Source organism: Mesorhizobium sp. P2_C4, from assembly GCF_056404575.1.
In genome coordinates this window covers 25,720-39,395 of sequence record NZ_JBFUDT010000005.1, presented here as the reverse complement: position 1 = coordinate 39,395, position 13,676 = coordinate 25,720, and the positions used below count along the sequence as shown (strand labels likewise).

Sequence of the window (13,676 nt, the reverse complement as noted above, 5' to 3'; positions counted from 1 at the left end):
GTGCGCGACCGCCATGGAGCTCGACAAAATATCACTGAGACGCGCGTGTGCGTCTATTGAACCACCGCGAAGTGGAACACCTTGCTTGAGTTGACGAAGGAATAGCCGCCGCCTTCATCGTCGTGGCGTTTGTAGACGGGTCCGCAGTCGGGGCGCCCGAACATATTCTCGCTCAGCTCGCACAACAGGTCGCCATCGACACGGACGGTCTCAGTGACCAGCCGCGTCGTGGAGCGGAAGGCCGCCTTGCCGTCGCTCCCGATCTGAAGGAAGGCTGGTTGGAGGCCGGGTTCAAGCTGGCCCTGCAGCGTATGGCCCAGCACCAGAGAGGCGATCTCCTCGCCCTTCAAGCGGTTGTGCTCGTCGCCGGTGAAGCCGAACGGCCATTCAGGCAAGCCGGCCTGCTGCAACGCGTCGATGATGAGAGCCAAATCGCGCGGGTTACGATATTGGGCACCGTTGAGCCGATATGCAGACAATGAATCGGACCCAGCTGTCGACGTGGAACGTAGTCCCTCGGCGACCGCCGCTCTTGCATCGGGCAAACGGCCGGCGCGGGCGTAGGCCGCAGCGAGGTCAATCCTGAAATCTCCAACTGACGGCGCCTCGTCGCGGGCGCGTTCGAGCGCCTCAATCGCCTTGTCGGTGTTGCCTTGAATGAGAAAGACCAGACCGGCAATTTGCCGGTTGATGGGGGAAAGGTTGGGATCGAGCCTGAGCGCCGTCTCGACGGCAACGGCTGCCTCGGCATGATTGCCGGCAAACAGCTGGACATATCCCCGCGCGATCTGTGTCTCGGCATCTCCGGGGCCGAGCGCGACGGCTCGCTCGGCCGAAGCGATGGCTTCCTCGTAGCGGCGATCCACGACCTGCATGATGCCTAGAATCGCATAAGGCGACGAAAGGTCCGGGTCGAGTTGCAGCGCACGGCTTGCCTTCTCATAGGCGCGCTTGCGCGCGGGCGCGCTCTGCATGATGTCGTTGAACGATTCGCGCCAGACATAGACTGTCATGCTTGCGTCCGCCGCGAAGGCTTCGGCAAAAGCGGGGTCGAGCTCCTCCGCCCTGTCGTAGAGCGTGAGCGCCTCCCGCAGCCCGTCGCGCCGGCCGGTCCGTGCTGTCTGCTCGGCCCGAAGGTAGAAGTCGTAGGCTTCAAGGTTTTCGGTCGGCGGGCGCGCCATGCGCTCGCTTTCCGCTGCCGAAGGTTGCATGCCAAGCGCCTTGGCGATCTCGCCGCTCATCTCTTCCTGGACAGCAAACACGCCGGCCATGCCACGGTCGAACCGGTTGGCCCACAGATTGTCGCCCGTTGCCGTATCGATGAGCTGGGCATTGAGGCGGATCTGCTCGCCGGTGCGGCGGACGCTGCCTTCGACGACGAAGCGGACGCCAAGGTCGCGCGCGACGTCCGCCAGTGCTGCAGGCTTGTTCTTGTAGGCAAATACCGAGTTGCGCGCGATGACGTCCAGACCTGAAAGCTTGGTGAGGTCGGTGATCAGATCTTCGGTGATGCCGTCAGCGAAATAGTCCTGGCCTGGATCGCCGCCGAGGTTTGCAAACGGCAGCACCGCAACCGATGGCCGCGATGGCGCCGAGACCTTCTGCCAAGCAAAAATGCCGGCAAGCACGGCAATCGTCAAGGCGGCGGCGCCTGCCAGGATCATGACGCGCGGACCCGGCCGGTGTGGCGCGGGCACGACTTTGCCCGAGGCTGCAGGATCCAGCAGCAGCCGATACGCGCGAACCGGATCGGCGATGTTCTTGAGGCGCTGCTCGCCCAAACTGGCAAAGCCGACATCCACCTTGTGGACGGCATGATCAAATGCGGTTCCAGAGATGCAGACTCCGCCTGGCTCCGCCATTGCCTCCAGGCGCGCGGCAATGTTGACGCCATCGCCATAGATGTCATTTTCCTCGACGATGACATCGCCGAGATTGACGCCGATGCGAAACCGGATCTGCCGGGCATCAGCGGTGCCTTTATTGCGATCGGCCATCCGGCGTTGGATCATGGCAGCACATTGGACGGCATCGACGACGCTGGCGAACTCGACCAGCGCGCCGTCGCCCATGAGCTTGATAATGCGACCGTGGAATTCCTTGATCGCGGGGTCGACCAGTTCGCGACGGCAACCCTTCAATCGTTCGAGCGTACCGACCTCATCTTCGCCCATGAGCGTGCTGTACCCGACCACGTCGGCAGCAAGTATCGCGGTAAGCCGTCGCTCCATGTGATGGTGTCCTGCCTCGTCCACCCAAGCTTCGCCGACGAGCGTATTCGACTGGCATTTCGAATGCGAGCGTGCTCAGCACACTGGGCAGCGATAATGCAACCACCTCGTTTTTGCGGCCATTGCCCACATGAATCAGTTTATGAGCCAAAAGCGGATGCTGCCGAATGGCTGTCCTGGGTCAAAAACGGTCAGTCGAAGGTCTGCTTTGGGCCTCTTGTCGGAAATTCGGAATTAAGACCGGCGTCGCTGTGCGCTCAGTCACGAACCCTCGCGATCCAGAATTGGCGGCGGATGACCGCTTCTGGCGCTTTGTTGAAATTGACTTGGTCCTTCGTTCTTCGCCTCATCTCGGCCGGCGCATCAGCATCACGCCGTAGTGCACCGCCAATTGACCCCGCCTATCCACTGGTGGTTCGGCCGTTCATCCTCCCCATCATCCCTTCAAACCCATCCGCCAAATTCGCCGCCGCCTCCACCAGCATCGAGCGCACGCTTTTTGGGCGGCCGGGCGTCGGGTTGGCGTCGAGCAGCACCGGCCGGCCCTGGTGGATGACGAAATCGAATTTTCCGTAGTCGAAGCCGAGTTTTTGGCGCAGGAGGCGCAATTCGTCGGGCACCGGCACCGGCTCGCGCCTTATCGTCTCGGAGGCTTTGACCACGGCGTTGGGCGAGACATAGCGCGCGCAGCGCTCTCGCTCGCCGCAGAAAACCCAGATGCGGGTGCCGAAACCATCGGCGACGATTTCCGGAATGAACTTTTCCACCACCAGATCGGGCCTTTCGAGCAGCTCCGGGGGCACGTCGCCGCGTGCGGCAAAAACCTCGTAGCGCGGCATTTCCCGCGCACCGGGAAAGGGTGTTGGGCGGCCGTGGCGCGCGGCGCGCAGATTGAAGCGCGCTTCGGGCAGGCCGTGGTGGTTGAGGTTGCTCTTGACGATCACTGGCCCGCTCCAGCCATCACTGTTGCGCAGCAGCGCCTGGCTGATGCGGCGCTTGGAAATGTCCGAGACGGCAAGGTTCAGGCAGAACGGAAAGCGGGCGGCATAGTCGACATAGGCTTGCGGCACGAAGGTGGCGTTGACATGCAGGATGGCGAGGTCGGCATCGGGTGGTTGCGACAGGCCGCTGAGCCGCCTCACCCGATGGCCACGCCGCTCGAGCTCGGCCAGGATGTCGAACAGCATATACGGGCTGTCGCGCCGGCGCAGCGGGCGCCACGGCGTCTGGAACCGGTCATATTCATGCGTGACCACAGCAATGTGCGCCACGTGTGCTCCCCCAAAGCCCGACTCATCACATCTTGCGAATTTGTGGAACGGAGCCGCGCCTCAGGGGTTTATTAGCACAACCTTGAAAAGGAGGTAGCGATGAAAAAGCTCCTGCTTGCCTCGGTTATCGCCATTGCCTCAGTGGCGGCGATGATCGCCCCCGCCAATGCCGGCGGTCGTGTTGTGATCGGCATCGGCAGTGGCTTTGCCGACGACTATTACCGCAACGACTGTTACGCGTATGGCGACTGCTACGGCGATCGCTATGTCTATCGCCCCTATTACCAGTACGACGCCTACGACAATGGCTACAGGCCGCGCTATTTTCACCGGCACCATCATCGTTGCTACATCAAGTACATCAAGCACTGGCGCCATCACCACAAGGTCGTGGAGGTGGTCCGCGTGTGCAGGTATTGACGGATTGATCCGGCCGGCTTCGGTCGGCCGGATCGCTTCGCCCGGTCATCGCGGCTTGCGCATCAGCATCATGCCGTAATGCACGGCCAAGATATCGAGGCCGATCTTGAGCAGCTTGGTCACCACGTCCCGCGGTTCGCCGGTCTGTTCGGCCAGGCTTTTTACCGATTCGCCGGCGCAGCAGATTTTTTGCACCACGCCCGCCACCTCCCAATGGCCGAGCGCGCGGGTGGCGTCGGCATGGGAGCGGCCGGCGGACAGGATGCGGTCGGCAACGCCGCCACCGAAGCGGCCACCGTCGACGCGCTCGGTCCAGCTCATCGGCTTGACGCCATTCTGCTGGCTGCTGCGAAAATCCTCGCGGTAGCGCATGCCGGCCTCGCGCTGCTGGCGCGACAGCGAGGTGATGCCGGTCAGCGGGTCGACATTGCGCACGCGCACGATGCCGCCGGTCGAGGTGTAGCCGTCATTCGACACCTCGTAGACGCGCCGCGCCTCCTCAGTGCCCGCCGCCAGCCGCTTGCGGCCGAAGGCGTCGTCCTTCAGCGCGAAATCATGGCCGATCTCCTTGCGGATGCGCACCTGCTCGGCCTCGCCCTTGGGCAGTTTCGGCAGCTTGGGTTTGGCTTTCTGCGCGGTTCTTTTGCTCATGGGTGGTCCTTGTGAGGTTACTTGAGGTGAGTGGCTGGCGAGGCCGGAGATCCTTCGCGCCCCTCTCTGCCCTGCCGGGCGGTCGTCGTTCAGAAAGCCAAGCAATTGGCTTTCCGTCCGCTGCGCGGACCACTCCTCAGGGGGGATCGACCACTGGCGCCCCTCATACCGCCGCCGCCTCCGGCACCGGCCGGCAAAAGCGCGCCTGGTGATAGGCGCAGTAGCTCTTCAGTGCCCGTGTGCGCAGGCCGCAGCACAGCATCTCCGCTCCCGGCCGGCTGCCCGGCGCGTCGTTTTCCGGGTCTTCCTCCAGCGTCAAATCGAGCGGCGCGCGGCAGCGGCCGAACAGGCAGTCGATGAAGCGCATGGCGGCGACATGCGGCTGGCGCCGGACGACGAGCGGGCGCGGCGCCGGCAGCTTGAGGGCCTCGCCCGCGCGCGCCACGCCTGCCTCGCGCAGGAGCAGGCGCTGCGGCAGCCATGTTGACCCGGGCGGTTTTGCTTGCCCCGCGAGCTTTATCGGCAGACGGGCCAGCCTTCCCGGCGCCTCCGATGAATCCCGCCTCGGCACCCGTTTCGACGACCCGATCTGCTTTCCGGATTTTCCTGCCTGGGCAAGCGTTGCGTTTTTCCTAGGCCGGCCGCCGGAGCGGCCGCCCTTGGGATTGGCAAAACCGATTGTCTTCAGCGCCGGATTGCGATGAACGATGCCGATGATGGCGTTGCGCGATACAGGGCTGCCGCGCAGCACGGAAAGCCGAGTGGCGATCTTCGAGGCCGACAGGCCGTCCTTCAGCCAGACGGCGATCTCCTGCAGTTCGGTGTCGGTGTAGCTGCTCATGGTCGATACCCGTTGCTTGCGCGCGGTCATGCCAAAGGCGCGCCCGGCCCGAGGGCCGATAGCCAATCTTCAAAACTCGAAAGGTCGGCGGCGCGGGCTTCTATCCGCCGAGGCGCAGCATGGCTGCTTCGGCGGCTTGCCTGGTGGCGCCGGAAACCGCCCTGCCCGTCGGCCGGTCGAACAGGATGACGGTGCCGTCTTCGGTGCGGATGCAGGAGGTGCCCCGTCCGCTGGAGACGACAGCGTTAGTGCTCTCGCTCAAAGGGGTGGCCGGAGCCGCGGGGGAAACGGCTCCGGCCGTTCCGGTCGCCTGGGCAGGATCGACCGGGTCCGGGACAACAGCCCCGGGTCTCGTCCAGGCCGGGGAGGAGGACAGCCCGGACGAATGGGAGGAAACAAGGTGAGCGTTCATGCCAGAATTGATTTTTGGTTCGTTCATGGTTTGTTCGTACAATACGTACGAAAATTGCACAAGCAAAATCGTACACCTTGGACGATAGAATTCAGGCAAAATGTACGAATGCAAGAACCGAAGCACAGATTGCAGCAGGCGCGGGCCGAGGCAGGCTATGCCTCGCCGAGCGATGCCGCGCGCGTGCTGCGCGACATCAACAAGAACACGCTGATCAGCCACGAGAACGGCAACCGGCCGCTGTCGCGCAAGGCGGCGGAGAAATACGGCCGTCTGTTCGGCGTCGATCCCGGCTGGCTCTTGTTCAATGGCGATCATGCGGACCGCGGCCACCCTTTCGGCTTCGACGAGGCGGGCGCGCCAATCGTCATGCCGATGGCCGCCACCGTCGACGTGCCGATCGTCTCCTGGATCAGCGCCGGCGAACTCGGCAGCCAGGACACGGTGGTCAATCTCAGCGACTATCCGACCATCCCCACCACCGACCTCGAGCAAGGCGAGTGGATCGCGCTGCGCGTCGACGGCCCGTCGATGAACAAGATCTCGCCGCCGGATTCGATCATCTTCGTCAACCTCAGGGACAAGCGGCTGGTGACCAATGGCTGCTATGTGATCGCCGACGAAAGCGGCCAGGCCACCTACAAGCGCTACCGCCCCAACGAGAACCCGCCCTTCCAGCCAGCCTCCTACATGAAGATCCCGCCACCGGAACTCGAAGGCGCCATCACCATCATCGGCCGCGTGAAGCGCTCGATGATCGATATGTAGGGGGTGAGGAGTGGTCCGCGCAGCGGCTGAAATGACCGCCTGAGCCGAGCCCAGATTTGCCATTGATCCAATGCAATTTCTGCTTGCATTTCGGAACAAAAAGAGAACTATGGAGTAAATGCGGTCGCAGCCGCAGTTACTTCGGGGGGAGAACAGCATTGTCACGCGGGACAGGCGCAGGTACGCGCCCATTTGTTGCATGGCTGCTATGCGGCCGGCGGTTGCGGCTGGCGTTGGCGGTGCTTGCCGGGCTTGGTGGTTCGGCGCTAGCCGCAGGTAAGGACTATGCCACCTGCTTTAGCGAGGGCAAGGTCGATGCTGACCAGCAGATTGCCGCCTGCACCCCGATCGCCGAGGACGTCATGGAGGCGTCGCGTCTACGCGTCACCGCCTATTTCTACCGGGGCCTCACCCGGGACGATAAAAAGGACTGGGACGGCGCCATCGCCGACTACAGCGAGGCGATCGCGCTCGACCCCACGCGCGCTTCCGCATATTTCAACCGCGGCGCCGACTGGTTCGACAAGGGAGACAACGACCGCGCGATCGCAGACTTCAACATCGCGATCAGCCTGGAGCCGTCCGCCAGCGATGCCTATTCCAGCCGCGGCTCAGCCTTCCTGCGCAAAGGCAAGGTCGACTCGGCGATTCTTGATTTCCAGCAGGCGATCGAGGCCGATCCGCAAAACGGCAAGGCCCATACGGGCCTCGGCACCGCCTTGGACAGGACGGGCGAGCGGGAAAAAGCGCTTGCCGAATATGACGAGGCGATCCGCATCGATCCGACGGACCTGATTGCCCTGGTCAATCGCGGCATCGCCCGCGCCGCCAAGGGCGAGTTCGACAGCGCCATTTCCGACTACGACGCCGCGATAGGCGTAGATTCCAGCAACGCCGATGCCTATGCCAACCGCAGCGCGGTCTGGATCGGCAAGAACGACTGGGCTCGCGCGATCACCGACGCGAACAAGGCGATCGAACTCGATGCCGCTGGTATCGACGGCTATTACTACCGGGCCGTCGCCTGGGCGAGCAAAGGCAACAACGACCGGGCCATCGCCGATTTCGACAAGGCGATCACACTTGATGCGACATATGCCCGGGCCTGGTTCGCCCGTTCGCTGACGCGGGCGCGCTCGGGCGACACTGCCGGCGCGGCCGCCGACTGCCGCAAAGCCATCGAGCTCGATCCGAAGCGGGCTGGAGCCTGCGGAGAGCAGGCTGCAAACGATGGCGGCGAGCCCAAACGGTCGCCGGATGCAAAGCATCCGAAACCTGAAGCGGCCGCGTCGGAGCTGCCGGTCACCGCTGCAGAGTTGAACGCGGTGGCTGACAGCATCATAGCCAAGCGCCACAACGCCGAGGCCGTGGATGCCATCAAGAATGGCGACCGGCTGACCGAACAGCACGAATACGACCAGGCGATTGCAGAATATGACCGGGCCATCACGCTCACCCCCGGCAATGCCCTCGCCTACTACCATCGCGGGATGGCCCGGGCGCAGTCCGGCGACATGGACGGATCCTGGCAGGACTACGACAAAGCGGTCCAGCTCGATCCAAACAATGCCGACATGATCACCACACGTGCCGCGACTCTGGCGTTGAAGGGCGAAACGGAACGCGCCATCGAGGGTTACAATCAGGCTATCGAGCTCAAGCCGGATTTCGCGTTTACTTATCTGCTGCGCGGCGATGCATTGAACGATATCGGCGAATACGATCGCGCCGTCGCTGACTACGATCAGGCGGTCAAGCTGGATCCCGGCCTCACCCATGCGGGCGACCGCCGCACAGCCGCTGTCGCGGCGAAAGCCGAACAACAGGCCATTCTGCAGCAAAATCGGGATTTCTCCAATGCAACGACTGCCAAGGCTGCCTTCCTTGCCGGCAATGACTGGTCGGCAAAAGGCGACAAGGACCGCGCCGCTGCGGCCTACAACCTGTCAATCAAGCTCAGCCCCCAGGAAGCGGCAGGCTACTACGGTCGCGGCAATCTGTTGTTTGGAATGCAGAAATACGATCGGGCTTTGGCCGACTACAACAAAGCCGTGCAGTTCGCCCCGACCATGGCCAATCCCTATGTCCGCCGCGGCCTGACGTGGTTTTCGAAGGGCAAATACGATCTTGCCGTCGCCGATTGCGAGAGGGCTTTGCGCATCGACCCGAAGTGGCGCGATGCCTATTTTTGCAGAGCTCTCAACTGGCAGGCGAAAGGGGATCTCGATCAAGCCATCGCCGATTACGGCAGGGCGATCGACCTCAAGCCTGAAGACGCCTCGATGTATGTTTCGAGGGGCACGCTATGGGCGGACAAGAAGGACTACGACCGCGCCATCGCCGATTTCGACAAGGCGCTGAGCCTCGAACCCGGCAACGCCGATGCCCGCAAGCAGCGCGAGGCGGCAGTGGCGGCGAAAGGACAAAGCGACGAGGCCGTCGCGAAGGCCGCGCCAGATCCGCAGGCTGTCATGGCGCTTTTAGATCGCGGCGACGCCTTCTACAAGAAACGCAAATACGCTCGCGCCATCGCCGAGTACAGCCGCGCTGTGGCGCTCGCTCCCAAGGAACCGTCGACCTATGCAGCACGCGCCTTGGCGCGCTTGCAGAAGGGCGACTATGACGGCGCCCTGGATGATTACAACAAGGCGATCGAACTCGATCCCTCCTATCTCGAAGCTTACAACGGTCGCGCGCTTACGCTGGTGAAGAAGCGAGAACCGGAAAGGGCCATCGCCGATTTCGATCGCGCGATCGAGCTCAAACCGGACCATGCACCGTTCTATTTCGGACGCGGCGGCGCCTGGTACTACATGGGCGACTACGACCGCGCCATCGCCGATTTCGACCGGGCGCTCGAGCTCGATCCCAAATATGAAACTGCGCGCCGGGGTCGACAATTGGCAATGGCAGAGAGAGGGAAAAACAAGCCGGCACCAGAGACCGACACCGCGTCGGTGGGCACTGAGAGCGGCATAGCCCTCTACGGCAAAGGCAAATACGACCTTGCAATCGCAAAATTCGATCATGCGATAGCGCTCGATCCCAACAATGCAACGGCTTTTGGATATCGCGGTCTCGCATGGGCGCAGAAGGGGAATTACGATCGGGCGATTGCGGACTACGGCAGCGCGATCGCAATCGAGCCCAAAACCAGTAGCTATTTTTCCGCTCGCGCATTCGCCTGGACGGCCAAGAACGACCACCGACGTGCAATCGACGACTTCAACAAAGCGATCGAGTTTGATCCCACCTACGCCGCGAACGTCTACGGTCGAGGGATCAGCCGAATGACCATAGGCGATTACGACGGCGCGATTGCAGACTATGGCAAGGCGATCGAGCTCAGTCCAAACGTCGCCAAAATGCACGTTGATCGCGGAATTCTTTGGGTCGTCAAAGGCGACTTGAAGCAGGCGCAGGACGACTTCGACATGGCGATCCAGATCGATCGCAACAGCCCCGGGGGCTACTATGGCAGAGGCCTCCTGCGAGCACGTGCGGGCGATCACGACGGCGCAATCGCCAACTTCAATCAAGCCATCAAACTCTATCCCAACTATGCCGACGCTTACACCGGCCGAAGCCAATCCTGGGCGGCCAAGGGCAACCAGAAGCGTGCCAAGGCCGACCGAAAAAAGGCGCTCAGCCTCGGGCGAAACTAGAAACAAGATTCGGGAGGGCTGCCGGATGGCGCGCTGGAAAGCTTTGGGCGTGGCAGCAATCGCCGCTTTGTCGTTCGTTGCGGTCAAGGCGCTGCCTTGGGCACTCGGCTTTGCCGGCGGCAAATATCTCTATCAGACTGTGATGGGCACGCCGAGCAATGCAACATTGACGACAGCTGAGGTCAGTGAGCAGTTGCAGAGCCAGGAGTTCCTCATCTTCAGGACGATCAAGCAGGAATTTCCCGCCGACTACGATGAAATCATTCGAAAAATTACAGATGTGGCCAGATCGGGAGGCGGCTTCGACCAGGCGCGAGACGTCAGCCGGTTGGCGGTGGTCGATCTGAGGCACAAATATGCGCCATTGGTGCCATCGACGCCTGAGAGCAACGCCTCGGAAGTGCTGCGTGCCCAACTCGATATGCTCAGACAGGTGATGGCGCGGGAATCCGCCGCGACCTGCAACAGCTACCTGGCGAAGGGACCCGGTGCCCTGAATACACAGGATCATGACTTCATGGTGGGCATGGACAAGATCGGCTCTACGTTGTTCCAGGCGTTCGGCGCGGCGAAGAGCAGCGGCCTGCCGGCCGCTCCGGCCAGTGACGAAGAATGGTCGCTGGTCGCCACCGCTTTCGTCGCCGCCGGCGGGACACAGGCCGACATGGAGGCGATCGGCAGTGCCAACCAGGCCTATGAAGGTCTGTGCCCGGCTATTGCAAAATTCTATCAGGCAGCCCTGTCTCTGGAAGGGGAAGCAGGACGGCACGTCAAGACGACTCTCATCTATGAGATCGCCAGGAATTAGCCAAGGTTTCAGGCCCCGCCACCCACGGGGCCGGCGATCTCAAGCGTCTCTACACCAGATACTCATTGCTGAAATACGCCTCGAAATCCGGGCGTTCCTTCAGCGCCTTGCCGTCGGCGTCACGCAGGATGCCGGCGGTGAAGAGATAGGCTCCCATTGCCTCGATCTTGGCGTTGTCGATGGTGCCTATGACGCCGCTTTGGCTGCGCAGGAGGTGGCCGTCTACCAGCATCTTCAGCGAGGCGTGGATCAGCGCCGGATCGGTCAGGGCGTCCTTGTTGGAAGCGATCAAGAGATCGCCGGCTTCTTGCGCGTGATCGACGGCGAACTGGTAGCCACGCCGCGTTGCCTCGACGAAGGCGGACGCCAGCTTCGGGTTTGCCTCGAGAAAAACATCGCTGGAGGCGATGAAGGTGGTGTGCTCGTCGGGTACGCCGTAGTCGGCATAGCGGAAGGTGCGCTGCCTGACGCCTTGCAACGCGGCCTGGACACCTTCCCAGGTCGAGACTTCCAGCGTGAAATCGACCGAGCCGTTGGCCAGCGCCTCATAGGCGGAGGTGCCGAGCGTCACCGTCTCGAAATTGCCCTTGCCGCCGTCATGGCGGATCATGGTCGAGATCAGCGTGTTTTCCCAGGCGCTGCCGAAGCCGCCATAGGTGAGGCCATCGAGGTTTTTCGGGCTCCTGATGTCGGTGCGCGCGGCGTTGAACACCAGCCGACCAGTCTCGGCCTGCACCACGGCATAGACCGCCTTTAGATCCGCGCCGGCGGCGCGCTGGGTGAAGAAACCAGCGCCGGCGATGCCGAAATCGGCGATGCGGTTGGTGACCAGCGTGCCGGCGCCGGTATCGCCATAGGGCAGGATTTCGGCCTCGATGCCGGCCTCTTTGTAGAACCCCTTGTCGCGGGCGACGAAGAGGCCGATGTGGTTGGTGTTGACGGTCCAGTCGAGCGCGACGGTGACTTTTTGCGGCGCCGCGAAAGCGCGGGAGGGCAGTCCGGCGGCGAGCGTCAGCAGTAGTGCCTGGCGGCGTGTCAGTGAAATCATGGTCATTCTCCTTGGGCAGGGTTGAGAAGCGTGTCGAGGATTTCGGCTTCGAGGGCTGCAGCGTCGGCGCCAGAGCTACGTGGGCGTGGCACCTTGATTTCGCGGACGATGCGGGCCGGGCGTGCCGACAGCACATAGATGCGGTCGGACAGGAACACGGCTTCGCGCACGTCATGAGTGATGAGCAGCGCCGTCCAGCGGTGGCGCCGCCACATGCCTTCCAGCCAGCGCTGCATGGCCGCACGGGTCAGCGCGTCAAGCGCGCCGAAGGGTTCGTCTAGCAGCAGCATGTCGCGCTGCTGCACCACGGTGCGCAAAAGGGCGGCGCGCTGGCGCATGCCGCCAGAAAGCTCTGCCGGATAATGCCGCTCGAAGCCGGCGAGGCCGAACTCGGCAAACAGCGGCGCGACGCGGGCGCGGGCGGACTTGCGCCCGACGCCCTGCACTTCGAGGCCGAGCGTGGTGTTATCGAGGATGCGCCGCCACGGCATCAGCGCGTCGCGCTGCGGCATGAAGGCAAAATGGCGGCCATGGTCGTCGAGCGGCGCGCCGTCGAAGACCATTTCGCCCTCGCCTTGCAGCGCGCCGGTCAGCAGTTGGAACAGCGTCGACTTGCCGGCGCCGGACGGCCCGAGGATGGAGACGAATTCGCCAGCGCCGACGCTGAGCGAGATATCAGCCAGCACATTGAGGTCGCCGAAGCGCTTTTTGACGTGGCGTAGTTCGAGCCGGGTCATTGCCCTGCCCCGGCGCGTTCCTGTCCAACCCGCTCCCACGGCATGGCCAGCCGCTGGATCAGCACCGTTGCGCCGAACAGGAGCAGTGTCAGCGCCGCGCTGACGGCGACCGCGGCCAGCACCAGATCGGGGCGAAAATTGTTCTTGGCGTTGAGCATGTAAATGCCCAGCCCTTTGGCAGCGCCCGCATATTCGGCGAAGATGGCGCCAACGACGGCATAGGTGATGGCGGTGCGCAGCCCGGCGAAGAAATAGGGCAGCGCCGAGGGCAGCCGTGCCGAGAGGAAGACGCGCCAGCGCCCTGCCCCCATGGCGCGCAGCATCTGGCCGATCTCCTTCTCGGTGGCGTCATAGCCCTCAACCAGCGCCACCAACATCGGGAAGAAGGTGACCAGCGCGACCAGCACGATCTTGGGCATCAGGCCGAAGCCGAACCACAGCACCACCAGCGGCGCGATGGCGATGAGCGGCAAGGTCTGGCTGACAATGAGCAGCGGAAACAGCGCGCGGCGCAGCGGCGGCGAGAAGTCGACCAGCACCGACAGCAGGAAAGCGGCGCTGAGCGAACAGGCAAAGCCGGCAAGCGTGGCGCGGATGGTGGGGATAGCATTTTCCACCAACGCATCGCGGTTGAGCAGTGCCTGTTCCAACACACGCGACGGTGCCGGCAATATCGTCGGCTTGATGCCGGAGAATCGGGCATACAATTCCCACGCCAGCAGCAAAAGGCCGACCGAGACGATCGCCGGTGCGACCCTGGCGATGGCGTTGGTGACACGCGCGAGCGGGCGCGAAGGGGCGGATGACAGGGTCACGGACATAAC

General features: G+C 63.1%; 12 protein-coding genes. 4 read left to right on the top strand and 8 right to left on the bottom strand.

Annotated features, from left to right (window positions below; all coding sequences use genetic code 11):
- Positions 1-53: 53 nt before the first annotated feature.
- Complete coding sequence (locus tag AC1DX6_RS20330; RefSeq protein WP_477316589.1) at positions 54-2,231, bottom strand: tetratricopeptide repeat protein; 2,178 nt, start codon at positions 2,229-2,231, stop codon at positions 54-56.
- A gap of 401 nt (positions 2,232-2,632) precedes the next feature.
- Positions 2,633-3,502, bottom strand: a complete 870-nt coding sequence (locus AC1DX6_RS20325) for an ATP-grasp domain-containing protein (RefSeq protein ID WP_477316587.1) — start codon at positions 3,500-3,502, stop codon at positions 2,633-2,635.
- 99 nt (positions 3,503-3,601) lie between these two features.
- On the opposite strand from AC1DX6_RS20325, the gene AC1DX6_RS20320 reads away from it, so the two are divergent.
- Positions 3,602-3,922, top strand: a complete 321-nt coding sequence (locus AC1DX6_RS20320) for a hypothetical protein (RefSeq protein WP_477316585.1) — start codon at positions 3,602-3,604, stop codon at positions 3,920-3,922.
- Between the two features lie 45 nt (positions 3,923-3,967).
- Here AC1DX6_RS20320 and AC1DX6_RS20315 read toward each other — a convergent pair whose 3' ends face one another.
- The 3 genes from AC1DX6_RS20315 to AC1DX6_RS20305 form a co-directional block, all read right to left on the bottom strand.
- Positions 3,968-4,573 carry a DUF6456 domain-containing protein gene (locus AC1DX6_RS20315; protein ID WP_477316583.1) on the bottom strand — a complete coding sequence of 202 codons (606 nt, stop codon included), beginning with the start codon at positions 4,571-4,573 and terminating at the stop codon, positions 3,968-3,970.
- Between the two features lie 163 nt (positions 4,574-4,736).
- Positions 4,737-5,414, bottom strand: a complete 678-nt coding sequence (locus AC1DX6_RS20310; RefSeq protein WP_477316581.1) for a GcrA cell cycle regulator — start codon at positions 5,412-5,414, stop codon at positions 4,737-4,739.
- 100 nt (positions 5,415-5,514) lie between these two features.
- A complete protein-coding gene (locus AC1DX6_RS20305) occupies positions 5,515-5,676 on the bottom strand; it encodes a hypothetical protein (RefSeq protein WP_477316579.1) in 162 nt (53 codons plus the stop codon).
- A gap of 258 nt (positions 5,677-5,934) precedes the next feature.
- Between AC1DX6_RS20305 and AC1DX6_RS20300 the strand changes: the two genes are divergently transcribed.
- The 3 genes from AC1DX6_RS20300 to AC1DX6_RS20290 all read left to right on the top strand — a co-directional run bounded on the left by AC1DX6_RS20300 (position 5,935) and on the right by AC1DX6_RS20290 (position 11,067).
- Complete coding sequence (locus AC1DX6_RS20300) at positions 5,935-6,594, top strand: LexA family transcriptional regulator (protein ID WP_477316577.1); 660 nt, start codon at positions 5,935-5,937, stop codon at positions 6,592-6,594.
- 221 nt (positions 6,595-6,815) lie between these two features.
- On the top strand, positions 6,816-10,259 hold the full coding sequence (locus tag AC1DX6_RS20295; protein ID WP_477316575.1) for a tetratricopeptide repeat protein: 3,444 nt from the start codon (positions 6,816-6,818) through the stop codon (positions 10,257-10,259).
- A gap of 25 nt (positions 10,260-10,284) precedes the next feature.
- A complete protein-coding gene (locus AC1DX6_RS20290) occupies positions 10,285-11,067 on the top strand; it encodes a hypothetical protein (RefSeq protein WP_477316573.1) in 783 nt (260 codons plus the stop codon).
- Positions 11,068-11,116: 49 nt separating this feature from the next.
- Here AC1DX6_RS20290 and AC1DX6_RS20285 read toward each other — a convergent pair whose 3' ends face one another.
- From AC1DX6_RS20285 to AC1DX6_RS20275, 3 genes are read right to left on the bottom strand one after another with little or no spacing between them, the layout of a single operon-like run.
- Positions 11,117-12,115, bottom strand: a complete 999-nt coding sequence (locus AC1DX6_RS20285) for an ABC transporter substrate-binding protein (RefSeq protein WP_477316571.1) — start codon at positions 12,113-12,115, stop codon at positions 11,117-11,119.
- A 2-nt stretch (positions 12,116-12,117) separates the two neighbouring features.
- On the bottom strand, positions 12,118-12,852 hold the full coding sequence (locus tag AC1DX6_RS20280) for an ABC transporter ATP-binding protein (protein WP_477316569.1): 735 nt from the start codon (positions 12,850-12,852) through the stop codon (positions 12,118-12,120).
- Positions 12,849-13,673: an ABC transporter permease gene (locus AC1DX6_RS20275; protein ID WP_477316567.1), complete on the bottom strand. Its 825-nt coding sequence runs from the start codon at positions 13,671-13,673 to the stop codon at positions 12,849-12,851. The genes AC1DX6_RS20280 and AC1DX6_RS20275 overlap by 4 nt, the downstream gene beginning before the upstream one ends.
- Positions 13,674-13,676: the final 3 nt, after the last annotated feature.

Excerpts from the sequence above, each read along its gene's own strand:
- AC1DX6_RS20330 (WP_477316589.1), bottom strand. The coding sequence starts at position 2,231 with ATGGAGCGACGGCTTACCGCGATACTTGCTGCCGACGTGGTCGGGTAC.
- AC1DX6_RS20320 (WP_477316585.1), top strand. The coding sequence starts at position 3,602 with ATGAAAAAGCTCCTGCTTGCCTCGGTTATCGCCATTGCCTCAGTGGCG.
- AC1DX6_RS20315 (WP_477316583.1), bottom strand. The coding sequence starts at position 4,573 with ATGAGCAAAAGAACCGCGCAGAAAGCCAAACCCAAGCTGCCGAAACTG.
- AC1DX6_RS20310 (WP_477316581.1), bottom strand. The coding sequence starts at position 5,414 with ATGAGCAGCTACACCGACACCGAACTGCAGGAGATCGCCGTCTGGCTG.
- AC1DX6_RS20300 (WP_477316577.1), top strand. The coding sequence starts at position 5,935 with ATGCAAGAACCGAAGCACAGATTGCAGCAGGCGCGGGCCGAGGCAGGC.
- AC1DX6_RS20290 (WP_477316573.1), top strand. The coding sequence starts at position 10,285 with ATGGCGCGCTGGAAAGCTTTGGGCGTGGCAGCAATCGCCGCTTTGTCG.
- AC1DX6_RS20285 (WP_477316571.1), bottom strand. The coding sequence starts at position 12,115 with ATGATTTCACTGACACGCCGCCAGGCACTACTGCTGACGCTCGCCGCC.
- AC1DX6_RS20280 (WP_477316569.1), bottom strand. The coding sequence starts at position 12,852 with ATGACCCGGCTCGAACTACGCCACGTCAAAAAGCGCTTCGGCGACCTC.
- AC1DX6_RS20275 (WP_477316567.1), bottom strand. The coding sequence starts at position 13,673 with ATGTCCGTGACCCTGTCATCCGCCCCTTCGCGCCCGCTCGCGCGTGTC.